This window comes from Arthrobacter monumenti, assembly GCF_054511255.1.
Genome location: NZ_JBTNCY010000002.1, coordinates 161,122 through 185,601, shown reverse-complemented (window position 1 = coordinate 185,601; position 24,480 = coordinate 161,122). Strand labels below are relative to the sequence as shown.

The 24,480-nt window shown below is 62.2% G+C and carries 22 protein-coding genes, 2 tRNA genes and 1 riboswitch; of the genes, 18 read left to right on the top strand and 6 right to left on the bottom strand.

Annotation, left to right across the window (positions count from 1 at the left end; all coding sequences use genetic code 11):
• Positions 1 to 2: 2 nt before the first annotated feature.
• Positions 3 to 1,217, top strand: coding sequence for an imidazolonepropionase (gene hutI, locus ACX80B_RS03755; RefSeq protein ID WP_459293193.1), 1,215 nt, complete (start codon positions 3 to 5; stop codon positions 1,215 to 1,217).
• A 147-nt stretch (positions 1,218 to 1,364) separates the two neighbouring features.
• Positions 1,365 to 2,144: a CPBP family intramembrane glutamic endopeptidase gene (locus ACX80B_RS03750; RefSeq protein WP_459293191.1), complete on the top strand. Its 780-nt coding sequence runs from the start codon at positions 1,365 to 1,367 to the stop codon at positions 2,142 to 2,144.
• Positions 2,145 to 2,312: 168 nt separating this feature from the next.
• Here ACX80B_RS03750 and ACX80B_RS03745 read toward each other — a convergent pair whose 3' ends face one another.
• Together ACX80B_RS03745 and ACX80B_RS03740 are read right to left on the bottom strand one after the other, a co-directional pair.
• Positions 2,313 to 3,296, bottom strand: coding sequence for a hypothetical protein (locus tag ACX80B_RS03745; protein ID WP_459293189.1), 984 nt, complete (start codon positions 3,294 to 3,296; stop codon positions 2,313 to 2,315).
• A gap of 385 nt (positions 3,297 to 3,681) precedes the next feature.
• A complete protein-coding gene (locus ACX80B_RS03740) occupies positions 3,682 to 4,320 on the bottom strand; it encodes a VOC family protein (RefSeq protein ID WP_459293187.1) in 639 nt (212 codons plus the stop codon).
• Positions 4,321 to 4,459: 139 nt separating this feature from the next.
• Positions 4,460 to 4,626: riboswitch (SAM riboswitch) on the top strand.
• Between the two features lie 10 nt (positions 4,627 to 4,636).
• Between ACX80B_RS03740 and ACX80B_RS03735 the strand changes: the two genes are divergently transcribed.
• Together ACX80B_RS03735 and metX are read left to right on the top strand one after the other, a co-directional pair.
• Positions 4,637 to 6,007: a bifunctional o-acetylhomoserine/o-acetylserine sulfhydrylase gene (locus tag ACX80B_RS03735; protein WP_459293563.1), complete on the top strand. Its 1,371-nt coding sequence runs from the start codon at positions 4,637 to 4,639 to the stop codon at positions 6,005 to 6,007.
• Positions 6,008 to 6,141: 134 nt separating this feature from the next.
• The gene (gene metX / locus ACX80B_RS03730) at positions 6,142 to 7,284 is read left to right on the top strand and encodes a homoserine O-acetyltransferase MetX (protein WP_459293561.1); all 1,143 of its coding nucleotides are present in this window, start codon (positions 6,142 to 6,144) and stop codon (positions 7,282 to 7,284) included.
• 75 nt (positions 7,285 to 7,359) lie between these two features.
• On the opposite strand, the gene ACX80B_RS03725 is transcribed toward metX, so the two are convergent.
• Positions 7,360 to 8,178, bottom strand: a complete 819-nt coding sequence (locus tag ACX80B_RS03725; RefSeq protein ID WP_459293559.1) for an SGNH/GDSL hydrolase family protein — start codon at positions 8,176 to 8,178, stop codon at positions 7,360 to 7,362.
• A 232-nt stretch (positions 8,179 to 8,410) separates the two neighbouring features.
• On the opposite strand from ACX80B_RS03725, the gene ACX80B_RS03720 reads away from it, so the two are divergent.
• Positions 8,411 to 9,079, top strand: coding sequence for an alpha/beta hydrolase (locus ACX80B_RS03720; protein WP_459293186.1), 669 nt, complete (start codon positions 8,411 to 8,413; stop codon positions 9,077 to 9,079).
• Between the two features lie 7 nt (positions 9,080 to 9,086).
• Here the strand turns inward: ACX80B_RS03720 and ACX80B_RS03715 are convergent, their stop codons facing one another.
• Positions 9,087 to 9,326, bottom strand: coding sequence for an RNA-binding S4 domain-containing protein (locus ACX80B_RS03715; RefSeq protein WP_459293184.1), 240 nt, complete (start codon positions 9,324 to 9,326; stop codon positions 9,087 to 9,089).
• Positions 9,327 to 9,357: 31 nt separating this feature from the next.
• Between ACX80B_RS03715 and ACX80B_RS03710 the strand changes: the two genes are divergently transcribed.
• The 7 genes from ACX80B_RS03710 to ACX80B_RS03680 all read left to right on the top strand — a co-directional run bounded on the left by ACX80B_RS03710 (position 9,358) and on the right by ACX80B_RS03680 (position 17,434).
• Positions 9,358 to 10,377, top strand: coding sequence for a DMT family transporter (locus tag ACX80B_RS03710; protein ID WP_459293182.1), 1,020 nt, complete (start codon positions 9,358 to 9,360; stop codon positions 10,375 to 10,377).
• 131 nt (positions 10,378 to 10,508) lie between these two features.
• The gene (locus ACX80B_RS03705) at positions 10,509 to 11,897 is read left to right on the top strand and encodes a glycine--tRNA ligase (protein WP_459293180.1); all 1,389 of its coding nucleotides are present in this window, start codon (positions 10,509 to 10,511) and stop codon (positions 11,895 to 11,897) included.
• 11 nt (positions 11,898 to 11,908) lie between these two features.
• Positions 11,909 to 12,811, top strand: coding sequence for a GNAT family N-acetyltransferase (locus ACX80B_RS03700; RefSeq protein WP_459293178.1), 903 nt, complete (start codon positions 11,909 to 11,911; stop codon positions 12,809 to 12,811).
• A 118-nt stretch (positions 12,812 to 12,929) separates the two neighbouring features.
• Positions 12,930 to 14,111: a tRNA dihydrouridine synthase DusB gene (gene dusB, locus ACX80B_RS03695; RefSeq protein WP_459293176.1), complete on the top strand. Its 1,182-nt coding sequence runs from the start codon at positions 12,930 to 12,932 to the stop codon at positions 14,109 to 14,111.
• Positions 14,112 to 14,124: 13 nt separating this feature from the next.
• Positions 14,125 to 15,390: a deoxyguanosinetriphosphate triphosphohydrolase gene (locus ACX80B_RS03690; protein WP_459293557.1), complete on the top strand. Its 1,266-nt coding sequence runs from the start codon at positions 14,125 to 14,127 to the stop codon at positions 15,388 to 15,390.
• A gap of 2 nt (positions 15,391 to 15,392) precedes the next feature.
• Positions 15,393 to 17,297 carry a DNA primase gene (dnaG, locus tag ACX80B_RS03685; protein WP_459293555.1) on the top strand — a complete coding sequence of 635 codons (1,905 nt, stop codon included), beginning with the start codon at positions 15,393 to 15,395 and terminating at the stop codon, positions 17,295 to 17,297.
• A gap of 64 nt (positions 17,298 to 17,361) precedes the next feature.
• Positions 17,362 to 17,434, top strand: a tRNA-Asn gene (locus ACX80B_RS03680).
• A gap of 87 nt (positions 17,435 to 17,521) precedes the next feature.
• On the opposite strand, the gene ACX80B_RS03675 is transcribed toward ACX80B_RS03680, so the two are convergent.
• On the bottom strand, positions 17,522 to 17,698 hold the full coding sequence (locus ACX80B_RS03675) for a hypothetical protein (RefSeq protein ID WP_459293174.1): 177 nt from the start codon (positions 17,696 to 17,698) through the stop codon (positions 17,522 to 17,524).
• 50 nt (positions 17,699 to 17,748) lie between these two features.
• Positions 17,749 to 19,008 (bottom strand): multidrug effflux MFS transporter, encoded by a 1,260-nt coding sequence (locus ACX80B_RS03670; protein ID WP_459293172.1) that lies wholly within the window; start codon positions 19,006 to 19,008, stop codon positions 17,749 to 17,751.
• Between the two features lie 71 nt (positions 19,009 to 19,079).
• Between ACX80B_RS03670 and ACX80B_RS03665 the strand changes: the two genes are divergently transcribed.
• The 6 genes from ACX80B_RS03665 to ACX80B_RS03640 all read left to right on the top strand — a co-directional run bounded on the left by ACX80B_RS03665 (position 19,080) and on the right by ACX80B_RS03640 (position 24,466).
• Positions 19,080 to 20,501 carry a sugar porter family MFS transporter gene (locus ACX80B_RS03665; protein WP_459293170.1) on the top strand — a complete coding sequence of 474 codons (1,422 nt, stop codon included), beginning with the start codon at positions 19,080 to 19,082 and terminating at the stop codon, positions 20,499 to 20,501.
• A gap of 129 nt (positions 20,502 to 20,630) precedes the next feature.
• Positions 20,631 to 21,428 carry a phage holin family protein gene (locus tag ACX80B_RS03660; RefSeq protein WP_459293168.1) on the top strand — a complete coding sequence of 266 codons (798 nt, stop codon included), beginning with the start codon at positions 20,631 to 20,633 and terminating at the stop codon, positions 21,426 to 21,428.
• Positions 21,429 to 21,487: 59 nt separating this feature from the next.
• On the top strand, positions 21,488 to 22,111 hold the full coding sequence (locus ACX80B_RS03655; protein WP_459293166.1) for a CDP-alcohol phosphatidyltransferase family protein: 624 nt from the start codon (positions 21,488 to 21,490) through the stop codon (positions 22,109 to 22,111).
• Positions 22,112 to 22,145: 34 nt separating this feature from the next.
• On the top strand, positions 22,146 to 23,069 hold the full coding sequence (locus tag ACX80B_RS03650; RefSeq protein ID WP_459293164.1) for a DMT family transporter: 924 nt from the start codon (positions 22,146 to 22,148) through the stop codon (positions 23,067 to 23,069).
• A 29-nt stretch (positions 23,070 to 23,098) separates the two neighbouring features.
• Entirely contained in the window at positions 23,099 to 24,295 is a 1,197-nt protein-coding gene (locus tag ACX80B_RS03645) for a glycosyltransferase (RefSeq protein WP_459293162.1), read from the top strand.
• Positions 24,296 to 24,392: 97 nt separating this feature from the next.
• Positions 24,393 to 24,466, top strand: a tRNA-Ile gene (locus tag ACX80B_RS03640).
• Positions 24,467 to 24,480: the final 14 nt, after the last annotated feature.

The following is a 24,480-nucleotide window of genomic DNA, read 5'->3' as shown; positions in this document are numbered from 1 at the left end:
GAATGAGCCATCTGATCACCAATATCGGCGAACTGATGACCCAGGACGTCGAAGGCACCGTACTTCGGGACGCCGCCGTCGTGATTGAAGGCGAGCGCATCAGCTGGACCGGCCCGGCGGCGGAAGCACCGGCGGCGGACAGCAAAACCGATGCCGGCGGCCGCGCCGTGCTGCCCGGCTGGGTCGATTCGCACAGCCACCTCGTCTTTGCCGGCGACCGGACCGCCGAATTCGAGGCCCGGATGGCTGGCGAAAGCTATCAGGCCGGGGGCATTGCCGTCACTACCGGAGCCACCCGCAACGCCTCCGACGAGGAACTGTCGCGGCTGCTGGCCGGCCGGATTGACGAGGCCGTTTCGCAGGGAACCACTTACCTCGAGACGAAGACCGGGTACGGGCTCAGCGTCGACGACGAAATCCGCAGCGCGCGGATCGCAGCCGAGCAGGTCGATGAAGTGACCTACCTCGGCGCACACCTGGTTCCGGACGGCATGGACCCGCAGGACTACCTCGATCTTGTCTGCGGCCCGATGCTCGACGGCGTCATCCCATACGTCCGCTGGGCAGACGTGTTCTGCGAGCGCGGTGCGTTCGACGCCGAGCAGTCCCGCCGGGTGCTGGAGGCGGCGCGGGATGCAGGGCTGGGTCTTCGGGTGCACGGCAACCAACTGGGGGAGGGGCCGGGAGTGCGGCTCGCCGTCGAAATGGCGGCCGCCAGTGTTGATCACGTGAATTACCTGAACCGGGACGACGTCGACGCCCTTGCCGGAACCTGGGGCACCTGGACTCCGGGCTCGGACAAGTACGGCACGGTCGCCACCTGCCTTCCGGCCTGCGATCTGTCCACCCGGCAGCCGCTGGCACGGGGGCGCGAACTGCTCGACGCCGGAGTCCAGATCGCGCTGGCATCGAACTGCAATCCGGGTACTTCCTACACGTCCTCGATGGCCTACTGCGTGACGACCGCCGTGCTGCAGATGAAGTTGAGTGTGCACGAAGCTGTCCGCGCCGCTACCTACGGGGGAGCGCTGGCGCTGCGGCGCGATACAGGCGAAGACTCGGACGGCCGGCGCGCAGTGGGGAGCATCGCCGTCGGGCACCGCGCCGATCTGCATATGCTCAACGCGCCGTCAGCCACCCACCTGGCGTACCGTCCGGGCATCCCGCTGACCTACGCCGTATGGCGGGCCGGCGAGCAGGTTATTTCCGGCGCCTGATTCGGGGCTGGCCACTTCATCCGCAATCCCATCGGTCATTTCCCATAGGTGCTTCGATGGGGCCATCTCCCACCACCGATTGGCATTCTGACACCCGTTTGGCGGGGCCATTTCCCACGTCCGATTGGTCCGGGGCAGGATAGAGAAATGCCTACGGAAACTCTCCCGCCGGACTACACGGAAACCCGCAGCCGCCGCTGGCTGACGTTTGAAGTGCTCATTGTGCTGGGATTGTCGCTCGGGCAGTCCGCCGTTTACGCCGTCGTCAATTTGTTGGACAAGCTCACCAAGGCCCCGCTGGGCGAACAGACCACGACGATGAACCAGCCCCTCAACGAGCGGCCGTACTTCGATCTGACGTACCAGCTGCTGGACATATTGTTCGCGCTGGTGCCGGTTGCATTGGTGCTGTTCCTGCTGACCGGTGGAGGCAAAACCGCTTTCCGCCGAATGGGATTTACCTTTGCCCGGCCAGTGTGGGATTTTTCGATGGGATTTGGGCTGGCAGTCGTCATTGGCGTGGGAACCATCGGTGTCTATGTCGCCGGACGTGCCTTGGGAATTACGACGGCGATTGTTCCGGCCGCGCTCGATGCTTACTGGTGGACGGTGCCGGTGCTGATTTTGTCCGCCCTTCGGCACGCCATCGTCGAGGAAGTGATTGTCGTGGCCTACCTGCTGGACCGCTTCGCCCGGTTCGGCTGGAGCACTCTGGTAAGCATTCTGGTCAGCTCCCTGATCCGCGGCAGTTACCACCTCTACCAGGGGATCGGACCGTTCATCGGGAACTTCATTATGGGTCTGATTTTCGGTTACTTCTACTCGAGGTACGGCCGGGTGATGCCCCTGGTGATTGCGCACGCCCTTTTGGATATTGGTGCGTTCGTCGGCTTCACCCTCTTCGGCGACGCCCTCGGCTTGGGCTAACTCCGGAGAGGTTGGAGAGGGTCCCGCGCTGAAGGGGACCCCGAACTGGTTGGGTTCCCTGCCCCCGCCCGGTCAGGTAATACCACCTCCGGATCTGCTTCTGCTTCAATCCGGGACATTTAGACATGCGCGCGCATGGCTAATGTCCCAACCTGAAGCCAAGATGTCCTAGCGCCGCTCCTGTCCGGGGGACCAGAGGTGTTTTCGCTTATCCGTTGCCAGTCCTGCTGCCCGCAGCTTCGCCGGAAGATTGGGTGGTGCATCAGGTCCGGCACCCCACACGTCGGACCACAACCACCGGACCATCCCGCGCCCGGTCATCCGCATGGCATCCTCACGGACTTTTTCTGCGTTCAGGATGTCGGATGGCAGATTGCCCTGAAGAAACTCATTACGGGAGTACTTGGCCAGACCGTCGTATTCACCGAGCAGCCGTAACTCCTCCCAGTAGAAGTCACTGATCCCGATCAATGACCCGTCCTCATCCTCGACACGGTACTGCAGCTCCGGCTGAACGAACCCTTCGAGATACATATTGGCTCGACTCGCGGATTCGCCGGGAGAACCTGAGCGTACGTCCGCAAAGCGCATGACGTTTGAAACCCGCTTGAATTTGGTCTTTGAATTCAGTCGTTCCGCGATGGCCATTATTTCGTTCTTACTGAGTGATTCCAACAACTCCTCGCTGTCTGCGTTGAGCACATGATCGGCGGCGGCGACGGCTTGTGGAAACGGAACCGAAAGGGCCAACTCGATGACAGTTTGCGCACGCGTAGTAACCCACAATTCCTTGCGTTGGACCGGTGATTCCAATTCCAGGTCCCGGTGGCTTTGGACGCCTGCGCTCAAACGGCCATGGGTAGACGGTCCAACCTGGACGTGGACATGGTTCTTGGCACCGAAAAACGGAATGCCCCATACCGAAGCTGCCGACTGCCGTGAAAAAATGGGATCGGATGCCGGTCCTTGAGCGACTGCTTCAACTTTCAGACGGTACTGGTCCCACCATGTGAGGTCCTGCCATTCGCGGGCGGGAGCATAGATACCAGGTCTTACCCGGACCAAGACGCCACGCTGCACCTGACGTGCGAGTGATCTTCGATTCTCTCCGGCTCGTTCGTAGTCGCTGACGGATATGAGAGCGTTCGCCATGATTCCAGCGTGCTGTATGGCACCGACCAGCGACAGCGCCATCTTCCTGGACGTGGAAAACCCATCAGTGTCCCGCCTCTGTGGAGGAGAACCGATCAGCGTGGCGGATAACCGGGAGTGCGGACGGGTATCGACTTGGAGCGTGGCGGATCGCTCATGACTAGGGCGTGGCGGACGGGTCCGAACTAGGAGCGTGGCGAACGGTGTAGGTACAACGGTGTAGTACTGAGGTCGGCGACAGGGCCGGTACCGGCGTCACTGGACAGATGAATACACGGTTCTGGAGCCAGAGCGGCGAAAAGCTTCAATCCGGGACAATTCGACATGCGCGCGCCTGTCGAATTGTCCCAAACTGAAGCAAAGGAAGGTGGCGAGGAAGGATCTGCTAGATCTCGACGGTGCCAGTAGGAGTTTCGAACTTCGCGGACATGATGCCCGGAGTACCGTTCGGAGCCATCCACTCGACCTTTACGTCGTCCAGCGGGTTTCCGACGTCGGTCCCGAGCCATTCCGTAACCCGTGCGGCGGAGCCGGCGATGGTCAGGGAGGTCAGCTTCACGTCGTTTTGCCGTGCGTTGGAAGGGTGCAGATCCGGGTCGCCCTCCCACTTAAGCATGTAGGGGACCTGGGGGTCGGCGATCAGACCCTTGATGCCGATCTGCCGCCAGACCAGCTCCCGTCCGTCGGGGAATTTGCGGTTGCCGGGGACGGATTCACGGCCCAGGCGTTGTTCAAACGGAGTCAGGTCATCGACCGCAACGCACCAGCCCATCCAACCGCCGCCGGCTTCCGAGCGGGCCCGGACGGCCTGCCCAAAAGGCGCCTTGTCCGAGGCCGGATGATCCAGCACTTCCACCACTTCGGCATAGTGGCCATCGGTCAGGGGAAAGATCATGTTCCGGGTACCGAAACGAGGATGGACACCACCCTTTACGGCATCTATTCCGAGGGCGTCGGCGACCCTTTCAGCTGTCGCGGCGAGTCCGTCAGGTCCACAGGCATATGAGATGTGATCCAAGCGCATAGTTCATCTTTACACGTTGTGATTCGCGTCTCGACTTAGGCCAACCTAATGCCGGTCCAAGACCCCTCGGCACGTAATTGTTACGCCACTTCATGTCATATTCTTGCCCTCCGCCGATTCATTTCCCACACTTGAATCAGGTCATGAGTGTCAGCAGAGTCTTGTAGACCGCCGGCGTGGTTTAACCGCGCGGACGGGAATGAGATTCAATGCCCCGGCTTGCTGACCGGCAACCCTCCATCCGCGGTGGGGTGCCCCGGGTGAAGACCTGGCATTCAGCCAGAAGGTTGAGTGCAAGCGCGGGTCACATCTCGTGCTGGAATGCACGTTCCAGCCAAGCTCTGTCGGCCCCGATCGACAGGAGTCTTCCATGAGCAATAACTGGTCTTTTGAAACCCGCCAGATCCATGTTGGCCAAGAGCCGGATTCAGCAACAGGCGCACGGGCGCTGCCTATCTACCAAACGACGTCGTTCGTCTTCGACAGCGCGAAGCAGGCCGCCGACCGGTTTGCCCTGGCCGAGCTCGGCCCGATCTACAGCCGGATCGGCAATCCCACCTCTGAAGCAGTCGAGGCACGCATCGCCAGCCTGGAAGGCGGCGTCGGCGCTCTGCTCGTCGCTTCCGGGCAGGCAGCCACCACCTACTCGATTCTCAATGTCGCCGAATCGGGCGATCACATTGTTGCCAGCCCCAGCCTGTACGGCGGCAGCTACAACCTGCTCCAGCACACGCTCCGCAAGCTGGGCATTGAGGTCAGTTTCGTGGCGGATCCGGACAATCTGGACCAGTGGCGCGATGCCGTCCGGCCCAACACGAAGGCGTTCTTCGCCGAGTCGGTCTCGAATCCACGCCAGGACGTGCTCGACATCGAGGGTGTCAGCACGGTCGCGCACCAGGCCGGCGTGCCGCTGATTGTGGACAACACCCTGGCCACGCCGTACCTGATCCGGCCGATCGAGTGGGGCGCCGACGTCGTCGTTCATTCAGCGACCAAATACCTGGGCGGGCACGGCAACGCCATCGCGGGCGTAATTGTCGACGCCGGCAAGTTCGACTACACGCAGGACCCTGAGCGGTTCCCCGGCTTCAACGACCCGGACCCGACCTACAACGGGCTGGTCTTTGGCCGCGACCTCGGCGAAGGCGGAGCGCTCGGCGCCAATCTGTCCTATATTCTCAAGGCGCGGGTGCAGCTGCTGCGCGACCTCGGTTCCGCCGTCGCGCCGATGAACGCGTTCCTGATCGCCCAGGGCCTCGAAACCCTCAGCCTCCGGATCGAGCGGCATGTGGAGAACGGGCAGAAGGTCGCACAGTGGCTTGAGAAGCACGACGCCGTCGAGTCCGTCGCGTACGCAGGCCTGCCTTCCAGCCCGTGGTACGAGCGGGGACGGACCTACAGCCCCAAGGGAATCCCGGCGGTCATCGCTTTCAATATCGACGGCGGGCTGGAAGCCGGCAAGCGCTTCGTCGACGCGCTGGAGCTGCATTCGCACGTGGCCAACATCGGTGACGTCCGGTCGTTGGTCATTCATCCGGCGTCTACCACGCACAGCCAGCTCTCCGATCAGGAGCAGGTCGCCGCCGGTGTTTCACCGGGACTGGTCAGACTGTCGGTGGGGCTTGAGAACATTGAGGACATCCTGGCTGACCTGGATGCCGGCTTCAGGGCGGCCAAGGCAGAGTGAGCACGTCGTCCCAACTGCGAAGGGGATGGAAGGAGCCGGCTCCGTTGGACGGGGCTGGCGCGCCTGCTCATGACCCACTGCACGCAGAAGCGCGCGCAGCGGCAGGTTCGTGGCCGCAGCAGGGTGGACTATGGCTGCTTCCCGACGACGGCGCCCCGGGTTCGGAAACGCCGTCAGCGGAACGCCAACCCAATAAGGCCGCGCCCGACGGCGTTCTGCAGCTGTTGCCGATCGGCACCCTGCCGCTGGAGGCCGGTGGTGAGCTGCCCGGCGTCGTACTCGGTTTCGAAACGTGGGGGACGCTGAATGCCGACGGGTCGAACGCCGTACTGGTGCTGCACGCCCTGACCGGCAGTACGCACGTCAGCCGGGGTTCGTCGAACGAGGACGGCTGGTGGGAACCATTGGTCGGCCCCGGCCGGGCGATCGACACGGACGAGTATTTCGTCGTCGCGCCCAATATCGTAGGCGGTTGTTACGGCAGCACTGGACCGGCCAGTCCTGCCCCCGATGGCCGGCCGTGGGGATCGCGTTTCCCGCTCGTCAGCCTGCGTGATTCCGCCGTCGCCGAAGCACGCCTGGCCGACGCGCTCGGCATTTCCCGCTGGAACACTGTCGTCGGCGGCTCCATGGGCGGCGCCCGTGCTCTGGAATGGGCTGCCATGTTCCCGGACCGGGTCGAACGCTGCATCTGCATCGCAGCCTGCGCGGCAAGCACCGCCGAACAGATAGCGTTTGCACAGGCACAGCTGCTCGCCATCCGCCAGGACCCGCACTTTGCCGGCGGCGATTATTACGACGACGACGGCCCCTCCGCCGGGCTCGGGCTGGCGCGCAGGATCGCCCACATCACCTACCGGTGCGAGCCGGACCTGGATTCCAGGTTTGGCCGGCTGCCGCAGGGCTCGGAGGAACCGCTGCGGAATGGAGCAAAGCCGCGCGGCCGGTACCAGGTGGAAAGCTACCTCGATTACCAGGCCGGCAAACTGGCCGGGCGGTTTGACGCCAATAGCTACATCGCCATTACCGAGGCGTTGATGAGCCACGACATCACCCGCGGACGCGGAAGCATCTCCGACGTTTTCGCCGGGACCGACGTCGAATTTGTCGTCGCCGCGGTCACTTCAGACCGGTTGTATTACCCGGCTCAATCCGAGGAACTGGTGTCCGCCCTGCCGGACGGAGTAAAGGCCCGGCTGGAGCTCATCGACTCGCCCGTGGGGCACGACGCGTTCCTGATCGAGGCGGCACAACTGAGCGACATCATCAGCCGCTGATCGCAGACGGCTGCCGGCTGACGGCTGACGCGTGATGCCGGACAGCAGGGCGGCGAGCACAGCGGTGCGCCCGGCTCAGCGTGGGTCGCTTGGTATCCCGGTGCCGAACATTGGTCCGGCCTCGGGCCTCTTCGCCCGGATATGGTCCCCGGACGACTGATGCCTGATCCGGCGCAGAACCCACGGCAGGAAGAACTCGCGGGCCCACACCAGATCCTCGCTCCGGGCGGTCCGCCAGTTCTTGGGTGGAAGAGGCTTGGGAGCCTTCGGATGCAGAGTATGGTCAACCGCCAGCGTGTCGAGCACCATGATCGCGACGGTGTGGTGCCCGAGCGGCGAAAGGTGCAGGCGGTCCCCGGACCACATCTGCGGATCGGATAGCTCCCGCAGCGCCCACATATCGGCAATAACGGCATCATGCCGGGTTGCCACCGTCCGCAGGTTCTCGTTCAGGATGGCGGTTTTGCTCCGTACGCTGCCCAGCACGGAGGTACCACCCCAATCCGGTCCGGTGAACAGCACCACGGTGGCGCCACCGACGCTCAGATCACCCACCGCGCGGTCCAGCTTTTCGGCCAGAACGTCGGGATCCGAGCCGGGACGGAGGATGTCGTTGCCTCCGGCGGAGAGAGTGACCAAGTCGGGCTTGAGCGCCAGAGCCGGTTCAATCTGTTCATCCAGGATCTGCTGCAGCAGACGCCCGCGGATGGCCAGGTTCGCGTAGGCGAAATCCTGGTGGCCGCGGCTCAGCTCTTCGGCCACCCGGTCCGCCCAGCCGCGATTGCCTCCCGGGCTCTGCTCGTCCGGATCGCCGATTCCTTCAGTAAATGAATCGCCCAGCGCAACGTAACGCCGCCAGGGGTGGGACCGGGGGTTGTTCGGCCGCGCACTCATCCCGGCCGGGGAAGTTCGGGCGACGTCCGCGGCCGGCGGGGCAGTACCCTCTTCGAACCGGAGTTCCTCCTCCGTGGTCGAAGCGTGCTTGGTGGTGGATTGATTGAAGGGTACCGCCGGAATACTCAAATCGTTGCTCACAGTACCTATAATCCTCCCGCCGCAACTTCTACGCCACCGTAGGTTACGCCGGCATTAGCCCATCGCAGCGGACGGTGCCAAAATGGGACGCATGACTGAACAGACTGTAGCCGCCCCCACCGTCATCTGGTCCAGGCCGGAGGAGGAGCGGGCCGGAACGCCGTTGCTGGTGCTGCTTCACGGTTACGGCTCCAACGAACAGGATCTCTTCGGCCTCGTTCCTTCACTGCCCGAGGAATTCACTGTCGTGTCTGTCCGGGCATCCCTCGCTACCGGACCCGGCTTCGCCTGGTTTCCGCTCAAAAACGATCTTTCGTTCTCGCTGCAGGCCGTGAAAGACACCACAAGCGCTCTGACGAAGTGGCTCGACGGCGTCAAAGGCCAGCACAGCAGCGTCACACTCTTGGGTTTCTCCCAGGGCATGGGAGTGGCGACCAGCCTGCTGCGGCACCGTCCCGCGGACTTCGCCGCCGTCGTCGGACTCTCCGGTTTCACCTTCAAAGCCGAGGGAGCGGACAATGAGGACAATTTCTTCGACGACGCCCAGCTCGCCGACCGCCAGATCCCGCTGTTCTGGGGCAGGGACCAGGAGGATCAGGTCATCGCCACCGAGGCCGTCGAGTTCACCAATTCATGGCTGCGCGAGCACACTAAGCTGACCAAGGTCCTGTACGGAAACATGGGGCACGGCATCAACGCCCAGGAGCTCGGCCATGTCAACGAATTCCTCAAATTGACTGTCCTGTCGCCGAAGGGCTAAAGAACCCTCAGGCGGGTGGCTCCGGTGCCGAAATCCGTACCGCCCCGTTTGGGGTAGCAATCATGTCGCCGGGCACAAGCTGGCGTCCGCGGCGGGTTTCCACCGTTCCGTTGACGGTCACCAGTCCATCCTCGATGATCTGTTTGGCCATCAGGCCGTCTTCGGCCAGATCCGCCAGCTTCAGTAGTTGACCCAGGCGGATCATCGCGTCGCGGATTGGCAGCTCAACAATGTCATCGGAATCCATGCATTCATTTTGCCTGACATAGGCTGGATACGTGTTTTCCTCCCCCCGAATCCCCTTGCTGCTAGGCCTGCCCCTGATGCTTGCCGTCGGGGTATTGCTTCCCCTGCAGGGACGGATCAACGGCGCCCTGGCGGTGGAGCTGGACGACGCCGTTACGGCATCCTTGGTCAGCTTCACCACTGGACTTGTGGTGATGCTGCTCGTCACTGTTCTGCTTCCGCGGGGGAGGGCCGGGATCCGGAATGTTCTGCCCGCACTCCGGGAGCGGCGTTTCCCGCGCTGGTATGTGCTGGCGGGCATGAGTGGCGCCTTTTTCGTGCTGATGCAGGCGACGACGATTGGCCCGCTCGGTGTTGCCATCTTTACCGTCGCGGTCGTGACCGGCCAATCGTTGAGCGGCCTGGTGGTGGACCGGATCGGCGTCGGCCCCGGCGGACGGCGGAGGATCAATGTGGCACGGTTGGCCGGAGCGCTGCTGACCCTCGCCGCCGTCGTGATAGCCCTTTCTCCCCGCATCAATGCGGAAGCAGAGCCGGCCCAGCTGATCCTGCTGGTGCTGCTGCCGATGCTGGCCGGGCTCTTCTCCAGCCTGCAGCACGCGGTGAACGGAACCGCCGCCGTCGCGTATGGCACCCCGATTACCGCGACGACGTTGAACTTCCTCGTTGGCGGCACGACGCTTGCATTGATCTGGACGGTCCAAACCCTGGCTGGCGGCGCCTCAGGAGAACTCCCCTCCGAATGGTGGTACTACATTGGCGGGCCGCTGGGGGCCATTTTCGTTGGGTTGACGACGCTGCTCGTCAGGACCATGGGTGTGCTGCTGGTCAGCCTGGGGATGATTGCCGGCCAGCTGCTCGGATCACTTGCGCTGGACATCGTTGCCCCGACTGCGGGAACGGTGATTGCACCGGCCACCATCGCCGGCACCGTGCTGACTCTGGCCGCCGTCGTCCTCGCCACCCTGCCCTGGCCCCGCCGGCGTCCGGAAAGACAGCCGGAACCTGTTCGGCAGCCCACCGCGGCGGCACAGGATTCGCCGCGCCGGTAGGGTAGTATCGATAGCTTCGTTGACCGTGCCTGCGCCCATAACCAGCGCACGATGCTCCGGCGCGGCGAAATACCCGCGGACCGCATCCAGCGGCCCCGCAGCACCCAAGAAAGAGACGGCGGTAACTGCCCATGGCTTCGAATCCATCCAACCTCGACGCGATCATCTCCCTGGCCAAGCGCCGCGGCTTTGTGTTCCAAGCCGGTGAGATCTACGGCGGTTCGCGGTCGGCCTGGGATTATGGACCGCTCGGGGTGGAACTGAAGGAAAACATCAAGCGCCAGTGGTGGCAGTCGCTGGTCCGCGGCCGCGAGGACATGGTCGGACTCGACTCGTCCATCATCCTGCCCAAGCCCGTCTGGGAAGCCTCCGGACACGTCGCCACGTTCTCCGATCCGCTGGTGGAGTGCCTCTCCTGCCACCACCGCCAGCGCCAGGATCACCTGATCGAGGCGTTCGAAGACAAGAAGGGGCGGCCACCGGAGAACGGCATGGAGGAAATCGCCTGTCCCAACTGCGGCAACCGCGGCCAGTGGACGGAGCCGCAGAACTTCTCCGGACTGCTCAAGACATTCCTCGGCCCTGTCGACAACCAGGAGGGCCTGCACTACCTCCGCCCCGAAACGGCTCAGGGCATCTTCGTGAACTTCAACAACGTCCTGACGACGTCGCGCAAGAAGCCGCCATTCGGCATCGGCCAGATCGGCAAAGCATTCCGGAACGAAATCACGCCCGGTAACTTCATCTTCCGCACCCGCGAATTCGAGCAGATGGAGATTGAGTTCTTCACGGCCCCGGATGATGCGGACGAGTGGTTCAAGGAATGGGTGGAGATCTGCTGGGAATGGTTCACGGATCTGGGTATCAATCCGGACAATATGCGCCGGTTCGATGTGCCTGCAGAGGATCGCGCACACTACTCGGCCGGCACCATCGACTTGGAATACCGCTTCGGTTTCCAGGGCAGCGAATGGGGCGAACTGATGGGTGTGGCCAACCGCACCGACTATGACCTCGGCGTCCACTCCAAGGATTCCGGAACCGAGCTGAGCTACTTCAATCAGCAGACGAACGAGCGGTTCACCCCTTACGTGATTGAACCGTCCTTCGGACTGACCCGCGCCATGATGGCCTTCCTGATTGACGCTTACACCGAGGACGAGGCGCCCAACTCCAAGGGCGGGGTGGACAAGCGCACTGTGCTGAGGCTGGACCGCCGTCTGGCCCCGGTCAAGGCCGCCGTGCTGCCGTTGAGCCGTAATGAAAAGCTCTCGCCCAAAGCCAAGGACCTCGCCGCAGCTTTGCGGAAGAACTGGAACATTGATTTCGACGACGCCGGTGCCATCGGCCGCCGCTACCGTCGCCAGGATGAAATCGGCACACCGTTCTGCATCACCGTGGACTTCGACACGCTCGACGACGACGCCGTTACGGTCCGGGAACGCGACACGATGGCGCAGGAACGCGTCTCGCTGGACGCCATCGAGGGCTACCTGGCAGCGAAGCTGATCGGCTCCTAAGAGGAGGACCAATGACTGAACTGACCTACCGCCCGTGGGACCCGTCCGACGGTGCCGCGCTGAATGATATTTGGGGCGACGCCGAGCACGACGCCATTGCGGGCAGGGAACTCTTCCGTGAACCTTCGGATGAGCCGTTTTCGCGCACCATCGTTGCCGAGGACCAGGGAATCCCTGTGGCGGCCGCCGTCGTTGCCGAAGCCGGAGTCCATCCCGAGCGGTTGTGGGCCTACGTCGAGGTCGCCAAGGACCACCGTGGCAAGGGCGTGGGCGGCACACTGCTGGGCATGCTGAAGAAGGAGGCCGAAGCGGCCGGCACGGGGACTCAACTGTTCCGCGCGAAGGTCGGTCCTGGAACTCCCGGTGCGTCATTCGCAGCTTCAGCCGGCCTGAAGCCCATCCAGCGCTCGCGCATTGTGCGTGTGGCCGCCGGTTCGCTGCGGCTGGAGGGCATTAGCGAGGACAGTCGGAAGGACGTGGAGGATCTGGCCACCGGATCGGTGGAGTTGACCCGTGCGCTCTGGGACTTCTACGTCAATGTGCACCAGTGGGACCCGCCCGCCGACATCGGTCTCGGCAAGGTGAACCAGCTCTTTCTCGGCGAGGCCGCCGGAGCCCACGGGGCAGTCGTGCTGCGCGAAAACGGCAAGATCCGGGTATTCGCCGTCAGCTACACCCAGCCGCAGGAGGACCCTGAAGCTGAACAGCCGCCGGCGGACGTGCTGCTCGGTTACGACACGTCGGACCCGAACGCCTCCGAAGGAGTGCGCCAGCTGCTGGCACTGCTGACGCACCAGTATCCGGTCGAGGTTGAGGTCGACGAGTCGATGACTGCGCTGACCGCCGTCGTCGACCCGCTGATTGAAGCCGGGGGAGCCGCCGTCGTGAGCGAAACGGATATCGTCAGCGAATAGGCGGCTCGATACCTGTCGTGTTGCAACCATTCGGCGCCCTGGGACGCCTTATTGGGTGTTCATCCACAGGTGCTGCGCCCGGGTCGGAGGATTTGCCATCCTTTGAGACAATAGACGGGTGACAGCCACGATTTCCGAGACCACGACATCCCGCCTCAGCCTGCCGGCCCTCCAGCTCGGAGGGCTAACCGTCGACACGCCGGTGGTGCTTGCGCCCATGGCCGGAATCACCAACACCGCCTTCCGCCGGCTCTGCCGCGAATATGGCGGGGGACTCTACGTCTCGGAGATGGTCACTTCCCGGGCTCTCGTGGAACGCACCCCCGAGTCGATGCGCATCATTTCGCACGACGACGACGAGAAGGTCCGGTCGGTCCAGCTCTATGGCGTGGATCCGGTCACCGTCGGCCAGGCCGTGCGGATGCTCGTCGAAGAGGACCACGCGGACCACATCGACCTCAACTTCGGCTGTCCCGTACCCAAGGTCACCCGCAAGGGCGGCGGTGCGGCGCTGCCATGGAAACTCGACCTGTTCACCGGAATCGTCCAGACTGCCGTCCGCGAGGCCTCCAAGGGCAACATTCCGCTCACCATCAAGATGCGCAAGGGGATTGACGAGGACCACCTGACCTTCCGCGAGGCCGGGAAAATCGCCCGCGACAGCGGAGTGGCCGCCGTCGCCCTGCATGGCCGGACCGCCTCGCAGTTCTATTCGGGCAAGGCGGACTGGAACGCCATCGCAGAGCTGCGGGAGGCATTGCCGGACATTCCCGTACTTGGAAACGGCGATATCTGGTCCGCGGAGGATGCCATGCGGATGGTCGCGGAAACCGGCGTCGACGGCGTTGTCATCGGCCGTGGCTGCCAGGGCCGGCCGTGGTTGTTCGGCGATCTGATGGCTGCCTTCGAGGGCAGCAGCGCACGGCACCGGCCGGATCTTGGCGCCGTCGCGGCCAGCGTGTACCGCCACGCCGAGCTGCTGGTGGACACCTTCGGTGATGAGCTCAAGGCGCTGCGCGATATCCGCAAGCACATGGCCTGGTATTTCAAGGGGTACGTGGTGGGTGGCGATCTTCGGGCCAAACTGGCGACTGTTCCTACGCTGGAGGTCCTGCGCGAACTGCTGGACCAGCTGGACCCGAATGCACCGTACCCGGGAGCCGACGCCGAAGGCCCGCGCGGACGTGCCGGATCACCGAAGAATCCTGCACTGCCTCAGGGCTGGCTCGAGGAACGTTGCCTGAACGCCGAGCAGCAGGGCGAAATCTCCGCAGCCGAACTGGACGTATCAGGTGGTTGAGGTCAACGACGGGCTGCGTGTTCCTGCCAGTTCCGTCGGCACGGCCTACAGCGAGGCGGACCACGAAAGGTGGGTCGCAGAACCCGCCAAGAGTACGTACCGCACGCACTTTGAACGCGACCGTGCCCGGGTGCTGCACTCGTCGGCACTGCGCCGGCTGGGCGCCAAAACCCAAGTGGTCGCTCCCGGCACCGATGACTTCGTCCGCACCCGGCTGACCCACAGTCTGGAAGTTGCGCAGATCGGCAGGGAATTGGGCCGCGCCCTGGGCTGCGATCCCGACGTCGTCGACGCTGCCTGTCTTTCCCATGACCTGGGCCATCCGCCGTTCGGGCACAACGGTGAGTCGGCCCTGAACGAACTGGCCCACGACGTCGGCGGCTTCGAAGGCAATGCGCAAACCCTGCGCCTGCTGACCCGGCTGGAACCGAAAATCATCAGTCCGGACGGCAACCCTGCCGGGCTGAACCTGACCCGCGCGAGTCTCGACGCCGCCTGCAAATACCCATGGTCGGCCGTCGAAGCGCCGATCATCCACGGGCACCGGACCAGCAAATTCGGTGCCTACGAGGATGACCTGCCGGTCTTTAACTGGCTCCGTGCCAATGCTCCCGAACGCCATCCCTGCATCGAAGCGCAGGTGATGGACCTCGCCGATGACATTTCCTATTCCGTGCACGACGTCGAGGACGCCATCGTCGCGGGGCACCTCCAGCTCGGACAGCTGACAGATCCGGACGAACGCGCCCGTGTCATTGGCTACACGCAGCAGTGGTACCTGCCGCACAGCGACCCCGCCGCCGTCGAAGATGCGCTCGCGAGGCTGGAAGCAACACCCGTCTGGGTCCGCGAAGCCGACGGCAGCCGTGCCTCGATGGCGGCGCTGAAGGACATGACCAGCCAGCTGATCGGCCGGTTCTGCACCAGCGCGCTCGATACGACCCGGAGGATCTTCGGGCCGGAACCGCTGACTCGTTATGCCGCGGATATGGTGGTTCCAGAGGAAACAGTCACGGAAATAGCGGTGATGAAGGGCCTGGCCACCACCTTTGTGATGACCAGCGACCACCGCCGGCCGTTGTATGAACGGCAGCGCCAGATCCTCGCCGAACTGGTCACGGCACTTGATGCCACCGGGGACCAGCATCTGGAAACCACCTTCGCGGCAGATTGGCGGGAAGCGCACGACGACGGTGCCCGGCTGCGCGTCGTGATCGACCAAGTGGCGTCGCTCACCGACGTTTCCGCCCAGGCATGGCACCACAATTTGGCGGACTGACGGTGGCTGGCTTGATACGGCGTGAAGACATCGATGAGGTGCGCCAGCGGACGGATATCAAACAGGTGGTCGACGCCTACGTCACGCTCAAGAGCGCGGGGATTGGTTCGTTCAAGGGACTGTGTCCGTTCCATGATGAGCGCAGCCCGTCATTCCATGTCCGTCCCCAGGTCGGCACGTACCACTGCTTCGGTTGCGGAGAGAGCGGCGACGTCATCTCCTTCGTCCAGAAAATGGACCATGGCAGCTTCTCGGAGACCGTCGAAAAGCTGGCAGCCAGGGTAGGTTTCGAACTCCGGTACGAGGACGGGCCCGGCCCCAAACGCGAAGACGTCGGCAAGCGCCAGCGGATGCTCGACGCCCATAAAATCGCAGCCGAGTTCTTCCGCGGCCAGCTGCTCACTTCCGGCGCGGCAATTGGCCGCCGGTTCCTGCAGGAACGCGGCTTCGGCCAGGCAGCGGCGGAGCACTTCGGTATCGGCTTCGCGCCACAGGGCTGGGAGGGACTGCTCAAGCATCTGCGCGGGAAGGGATTCACCGACGACGAGCTGTCCAACACCGGCATGTTCAGTCAGGGATCACGGGGAATTTACGACCGCTTCCGTGGCCGCCTGATCTGGCCCATCCGCGATATTTCCGGGGACACGATTGGCTTCGGCGCCCGCCGCCTGCTCGACGACGACAAAGGGCCGAAATACCTGAACACTCCCGAGACCATGCTGTACAAGAAATCGCAGGTTCTTTACGGCATCGACCTTGCCAAGCGGGAAATCGCCAAGAACCGGCAGCTGGTCGTGGTCGAGGGGTATACCGATGTGATGGCCTGCCACCTCGCCGGCATCAAAACCGCAGTAGCCACCTGCGGAACGGCCTTCGGCTCCGATCACATCAAGATCTCCCGCCGTTTACTGTCCGACGACGGAACGGGCGGCGAGGTGATCTTCACCTTCGACGGCGACGAGGCCGGGCAAAAGGCAGCGTTGAAAGCATTCGACGAGGACCAGAAGTTCGTGGCCCAAACCTATGTCGCGGTCGAACCGACTGGAGCCGACCCCTGCGATCTGCGCCAGAGCCGGGGAGACGGAGCCGTTCAGGAACTGATCGACTCACGCCGTCCATTGTTCGAATTCGCGATCAAGGCGACGCTGCGGAAGTTCAATCTGGATACCGTGGAAGGCCGCGTGCAGGCACTGCGTTCCTCTGCTCCGGTTGTAGCGCAGATCCGCGATCCAGCCATGCGGCCCGCTTATTCCAGGGAGCTCGCAGGCTGGTTGGGCGTGGACCCTGATGAAGTCTCCCGTGCAGTGGCCAGCGCCGCCAAGCGTGGCACCGGCAACGGTCCCAACGCGTCGAATCAGCCCAAGCAGGAACTCCGCGGCGGACGCAATGGCGAAGCCGCCCAGGAACCCGCCGAAGCGTACCAGCCGACGTTCTCCCGGCCCGATCCCCGGGATCCGGTGGTACGGATTGAACGAGACGCCCTCGAAGTCGTACTGCAGCAACCCGGCCTGATGACATCTGCCCAGTGGGACGGGTTCCGGGCGGCGCATTTTTCCGCGCCCGCGCACGCCGCCGTCCATGAAGCTGTGTGCACCGCAGGGGAAGCGGGGGCATCACCGGCCCAATGGGTGGAGCAAGTCCGTCAGGAAGTTCCTGAAGTGCTCAGGTCGTTCGTCTCAGAGTTGGCTGTCCGTCCGTTGAACACCACCACCACGGAGTCCCTGGCAATCTATTGTGTCGACATCCTCAACCGGCTGTTTGAACTGCAGATTACGCGTAAAAAAGCGGAAAAGATGGGGCAGTTGCAGCGGATGGATGCGAGCGTGGATCCGGAAACCTACCAACGCCTGCAACGTGAACTGATGGAGCTTGAAATGCAACGCCGCGCGCTTCGCGAAGAGCGCTGAACAGGGGTTTCCGGAACGATTTCTCCTTCCGATGATTCCTTTGTTAGTCTTGTATCTGCTTCATTCCCCCGTAGCTCAATTGGCAGAGCATTCGACTGTTAATCGAAGGGTTACTGGTTCGAGTCCAGTCGGGGGAGCGGACAGGGTCCCGGGACCGGCGCGAACGCTGGTGCGGGACCCTTTTGTTTTGTTCGGCTTTATTGGGTTAGCGGCAAGAATGCGCCTTATTCTTTTCCACCGGGATTCACCCGGTACATCAGCAGCCCGACGACGACGGCCCCGAGGACGACGCCGAACAGGGGATTACCGCTGAAGCGCCCCACAAAGAAGCCAAGGACGGCGCCGAGGATCACTCCCAAAAAGAGACCCCGGCCATTGCGGTTCATCGGTCGATTCGCCATCCTGCCAGCATAGTGGCTCCATCATCCCCGGCGAGGCAGGTCCGGCGCAATCAGATGGCCGGTACCGTCCGGGGCCGCACAACGGTCCAGAGGACGATAATGGCCAAGCCGATACTGCCGGCCATCAGCAGCCCCATGGCGGCGGCACTGCCACCGAAGAGACCCACGACTGGAGTCATGGCGCCAGCGAAGCCGAAAGTCGCTGCGCCGAGCAGCGAAGCTGCAGTGCCCGCCTGCGCGCCATGCTTGTCGAGCGCGAGCACCTGGATATTGGGGAACGTGAATCCTACGGACATGATGTAAAACCACAGTGGAATAACGGTGCCCCAAAAGCCGAAGCCGAGCCAGTCGAAGACCGCGATTAGCGTGCCCATGATGAACATCGACGCGGTTGAGTAAGCCAGCACCCACTGTGGACCGACGTGGCGGACGATTCTTGCACTGATCTGTACACCGGAAACCACCCCCAGCGAGTTAATGCCGAATAGTAACCCGTACCCCTGGGGAGACAGCTCGTAGACCTCTTGGAACAGGAACGGTGAGGCAGACAGATAGGTGAAGAGACCGGCGAAATTCAGGCCTCCCATGATGAGCAGTCCAATGAAAATGCGGTCACTGAGGACAGCTTTGTAGCGTTGCGCCGCCGTCGTGCTTGAAGCTTTTCTCTTTTCCGGCGGCAGTGTTTCCACGATCAAGAGTGCGGCAGCGACCACCACAATGGCACCGTATGCGGCCAGGAACCAGAAAATGCCCGGCCAGTCCAATACCAGCAGCAACTGCGAGCCGATCACCGGAGCGAGGATGGGCGCCATGCCATTGACGAGCGCCATCCGGGAGAGCATCCGCACCAACGGATAACCGCTGAACAGGTCACGGATTGTGGCCATGGCGACAACGCCGCCGCCTGCCGCGCCGATGCCCTGCAGGACACGGAAGACCATCAGCGTGGTGATGTCAGTCGACATCGCCGCTCCGATGGAGGCCGCAACGTGGACGGAAGTCGCCAGGATCAATGGCAAACGACGGCCAACTTTATCGCTGAAGGGACCCACTAGAAGTTGACCAAGCCCAAACCCAACCGTCGTTCCAGCCAGCGTGAGTTGCACCGCCGTGGCGGAGACTCCTAAATCTTCTTCAATGGCGGGGAACGCCGGGAGGTAGAGATCAATAGTGAATGGTCCGAGAGCCGTCAACGCCCCGAGTATGAGGATGTAGACGAGTTTCTGCTTGCGGCTGAGAGCATCACCTGGATGCGTTCTGGCGGTCAAAGGCTTCCTTGGATTCGTTTGGCAGCTGTGCCGTGGTTGCATTCGTCATTGCTAGGGTGAACCGTAAGCATACTGACCGCATACTCCCAATGCTGTTTCATCGAGGAGATTTCATGAGTCCCACAGAAGCTCAACCACCTAAACCGCAACGGGGCAAGGTTATTGGCGTAACCATCGCCGCGGCCATAGGCGGACTGTTGTTTGGCTTTGATACCGCCGTCATAAATGGCGCCGTCGCGGCCATTGAGCAGGAGTTTGAACTCTCGCCCGGTGCTTTGGGTATTACGGTCGCTATCACTCTACTAGGGTGCGCCGTCGGAGCCTGGTTTGCCGGACAACTGGCCGATGTCTGGGGCAGAAAAAAAGTCATGGTGCTCGCCGCGGTCTTTTTTGTCGCGAGTTCCCTTGGCTCCGGCCTGGCCGTCTCTGAATGGGATTTGGCTGCCTGGCGTCTGCTGGGTGGGCTCGCCATAGGTATCGCATCAGTGATTGCCCCGGCGTATATCGGCGAGGTCGCACCGGCCCACCTTCGAGGCTCACTGGGATCACTGCAGCAATTGGCCATCACAACAGGTATCTTCGCCGCTCTGTTGTCCGATGCCTATCTAGCCGCAGCGGCGGGGAATCCATTGGCCGAGTTGTGGTTCGGCCTGGCAGCCTGGCGTTGGATGTTGCTGGTTGGCGTGATTCCCGCCGTCGTCTACGGTTTCCTGGCACTGTCCATACCGGAATCTCCGCAGTTCCTGCTGCGCAACGGACGTGTCGACGAAGCGCGCGATGTGGTGTCCAGGGTGACTGGTTCGCCGAATCCCGATGAGCGCATAAAGGAGATCCGGGACAGCTTCGAAGAGGAACGCCGTGCCAGTTACCGCGACTTGCGTGGACCCATGCTGGGGCTGCAGCCGATCCTGTGGGTGGGAATCGGCCTGGCTGCGTTCCAACAGCTTGTCGGTATCAACGCCATTTTCTACTACTCGACGGTACTCTGGCAGTCCGTGGGATTCAGTACCAGCGATGCGTTCCTCACCTCCGTCATCACCGCAGCCATCAACGTCGCGATGACCTTTGTCGCGATCCTGTTCGTCGACAAGGTTGGCCGGCGGAAATTGCTGTTGAGCGGATCGGCCGGCATGTTTGCCGGACTGGTGGCAACAGCGATCGCCTTCAGCCAGTCCACCGGCTCGGGCGTCAACGTTGAACTTGGAGCACCATGGGGCGCAATTGCCCTCGTCGGGGCAAACCTCTTCGTCATTTTCTTTGCCGCCACGTGGGGGCCGGTTATGTGGGTTGCCCTTGGGGAAATCTTCCCCAATAAGATGCGTTCTTTGGCCTTGGGCCTGGCGGCCATGGTGAATTGGATATTCAATTTCATTGTCACAATCCTGTTCCCGCCATTGAGCGAATCAATCGGGCTCGGATACATTTACGCCGGTTTTGCATTCTTCGCCCTACTTTCGTTCTGGTTCGTCAAGGTGGCCTTCCCGGAGAGGACAGGCAAGGAATTGGAGGACCGACAGGAACAAGTACGACCCTAAGTATCTATAGCGGCAGGGCTGATTCAATTTCCGCCGCTAAATGGTAATTTTGGACGGTAAGCGCCCTTGTCAAGGGACCAGCGGGCAGATCTGGTTCAGGCAGGGACGGCAGGTAGCAGCGAGAATTGGATGGAGGCGGAGCTGATGGTCGAATCTTCTGGCTCTCATAGCAGCGGCATTACCCGGAATTCTTCGATAGTTGGTTTGGCCAAACTCGCCGGCCAGCTGACCCCGCAGCAGTTCAAGGATGAACTGGCGATCGCCAAGGATGAACTCAAGCGAAAGGGAATCCAAGCCGGGATTGCTTCAGCTTTTTTTGTTGTCGCCCTTCTTTTCGTTGCATTTTTGGTCGTGGCTTTGATTGCGGCTGCAATTCTCGGCCTCGCAACCGTTATGCCGGGATGGCTGGCAGCGCTGATAGTGGCAGTTTTTTTCCTGCTGGTCGCCGGCATCGCCGCACTAATAGGACGCAGCCGGTTCAAGAAGGTCATGCCCGCCGCACCTGAGGGAGCCATGCACGGGATCCAATACGACATCGGCGTGTTGAAAGAAGGTTCAGCCTTTGACCCGCGCTCCATCGAGGCCAAGAAGGCACAGGCTAAAGAAGATAAGGCTGCCAAGAAGGAAGCCGATGCCAGGGCGAAGGCGAACCAGCCACCGCCTCCAAGCATCGACGAGCTGAAGCACCGCTCCCAGCTTCGGCGCGACCGTCTGGCCGCAGTCCGGGACTCGCTGGGCGAGAGACTGGATGTGAAGTCCCAGATGCGCGAGTCGGCCGATAGAACCAAAGCCATAATGGCCAGCTATGCCAACCGTTCACCCGATGAGACTTTGACCACCCTGAAGAACCGGTGGGTGCCGGTTACCGTGTTCATCTTCTCCGGTATGACGCTGATCGTACTTGCGCGAAGGTTCATAAAATCATGAACACCGACCGGCAACCGGGGCCCGTTGTGGAAAGATCGAGGTAACGAAAGGGGTGAGGCGTGAGGTTACGACGCGCTGGTTCGCGCCCCGGTCACCCCCCGGAAGTCCTCGACACGTTTTGGACAGTGCCCAACGTGCTGACCGTCCTGCGTGTCGTGGGTGTCCCTCTGTTCGTTTGGTTTCTCGCCCGGCAGGAGTACGCTGCCGGCGTGCTGGTCCTTGCCATCATGGCGGCGAGTGACTGGATCGATGGATTCATCGCACGAAGGTTCAATCTCGTCTCGAAGTTGGGACGGATCCTTGATCCGATGGCGGACCGTTTTACGCTCATAGTCGTCGCCATCACCATGGTGGCTACCGGCGTCGCACCATGGTGGCTGGTCTTTTCGATTCTCGTTCCCGATGGAATTCTGCTGATCACCACTCTCGTGCTCTTCCGGAGCCACCCGGGCCTGCCGGTGAGCAGGGTTGGGAAAATCAGGACTGGTCTCCTGCTGATGGGAACGCCGCTATTATTGCTCGGTCAGGTCCCCCTGCTGGCCAAGACCGCATTGGAAGCCGTTGCCCTGGTGATCCTTCTTATCGGCTGTATCGGCCATTGGATCGCCTCATACAACTACTGGTGGGCAGCGGTGCGTAAATATCAAGCCCGGCGCCGCCCACAAGTTTCCCCTTCGACATGACCGCAGCTCATCCGCGATCAGGAAGCGGAAGCGCATGGAGTGGCTAGCGGTATTCCTGGCGGTGCTATCGGCGATTTGCCTCGCTTACGGAGCTCAACGGCAAGGCAGCGCCGTCAGGGCCGACACCGGTGGCTTGACGCTCAATTCGACTGGCTTCCTGCGGCTGCTGCGCAACAAGCGGTGGATGTTTGGCTTGTTGCTGCTTGGTGCCGGGATGGGGCTCAACGTCGTTGCCTTGTCGATGGCACCGCTGATGGTAGTCCAACCCATTGGTGCCATCGCGCTCGTGATCACGACCATCGTCAACTCACGCGATCAGGGTATCCGGCTCAACCGGATGACGGTCGTGGCAATCGCCACCTGCGTCACTGGCAGTGCCTTGTTTGTGGTGATGGCCGTCCAAGTCACCAGGGAGTCTCACACCGTCACTGGCCGTGACGAGCTGACGACGGTCCTGTTGCTCGCCGTCGTCGTGGCTGTCTTTGGTTCCCTGGCACTGACGCTCGGGCACAAGATGCGGGCCTTCGCCTACATTCTGGGTGCAGGTGTGTTGTTCGGATTCGTCGCCGTGTTAACGCGGATAATCGCCAGCCAACTGTTGGATCCCAATGGTCTTTCGATCAGCAATGTTCAGTGGTACACCGTGGCCGGCATGGCCATTGCCGGCGCGCTGGGGGCATGGTTCGTCCAGAACGCCTACTCCAGCGGGCCACCCGATCTTGTCATCGCAGGGCTGACGGTGATTGATCCCATCGTGGGGATCGCCATCGGAATCTTGATCCTGGGAGAGGCGCGACCCGACGTGCCCGCCGTTATGAAGATTGCCATGGGAGCGGCTGCTTTGCTTGCTATTGTAGGTGTGATCGCACTTTCAAGGCATCATCCGGACGTCGTAAAGGAAACAAAGGAATCACGACGCCGGAAGAGAGTCGCGGTTATCAAGAATCCCGAAGGCTGACCAGTCCAGTGACCCAGGAGTCCCACCGAATGACGGACCAGTCGGGCGCCAAGCCGCTCAAAATTTTGATCGCCGCCGACACGTACCCACCACACATCAACGGCGCGGCGCAGTTCGGGTACCGGCTGGCGCAGGGCATGCTGAAGCGCGGACACGAGGTCCACGTGGTGACTTTCCGCGCCTCCACCGGACCTAGTTCGTCGGCACGTGAAGATGGGGCGATGGTCCACCGGCTGCGCTCGCATTCCGTGCCCACCCATGAGTACTGGCGGATCTGCCTGCCGTGGGAGATTAAGAACGACATTTCCAGGTACTTTGACGAAGTCCAGCCCGACGTCGTCCATGTGCAATGCCACTACATGGTGGGCAAGGCAGTGCTGGAGGAGGCCGAACGCCGTGGCATCCGCATGGTCGCAACGAACCACTTCATGCCACAGAACCTGGACCCGTTCCTGCCGTTTCCCAAATGGTTCAAGAGGATTGTGGCCAAGAACTCCTGGCGCGATATGGGCAGAGTCTTCAAGAAGGCCGCTGCAGTCACGACGCCGACCCCGCTGGCAGCCAAGGCAATGCACGAGCATGCTTTCCTGCGCAAGGTATTGCCTGTCTCCAACGGCATCGATGCCACCGATTACGAAATAGGGCCGGGCGAAGAAATCGAGACTCCGGATCACCCGATCGTCCTGTTCGTTGGACGCCTCGCGCAGGAAAAGCACGTGGATGTGCTGATCGAAGCGGCAGCGAAAACCCCGGCCGATCTGAACCTGCACGTCGAAGTGGTCGGCGGAGGTGAGGTGCGTGCTGCGTTGGAAGCACGGACCGCTGAACTCGGGATGAGCAACAGGGTACGGTTCCTTGGGTCAATCAGTAATGAAGAACTCCGGCAGGCCTACCTGCGATGCACCATTTTTTGCCAGCCGGGGACGGCCGAGTTGCAGTCGCTGGTGACGCTCGAGGCCATGTCGGCATCAAAACCGGTGGTTCTGGCGAATGCGATGGCACTGCCGCACCTGGTGGAGGAAGGCGCAAACGGGCATCTCTTCACCCCTGGCGACTCCGATGAACTTGCCCGCAAGCTCACATCCATCCTGACCTTGCCCGACTCGGAACGGGAAGCCATGGGCAAGGCCAGCCGCGAGATGGTGAACATCCACAGCATTGACGAAACGTTGTCGACTTTCGAATCGTTGTACCGGGGCGATCCAGTGAAAAGGGAAGCTGTCTAGAATCGGCCACTTCCAAGTCAATGTGGTTCCAGGCCGCGCGGGATACTAGGATGACATGGTCGTCACATATGGCAGGATTGCTATGTTCGAAAGACGCGGGGCAGTAGTTCAGCTGGTTAGAACACCGGACTCATAATCCGTATGTCGTGGGTTCAAGCCCCACCTGCCCTACTTGCGAAGCCCCG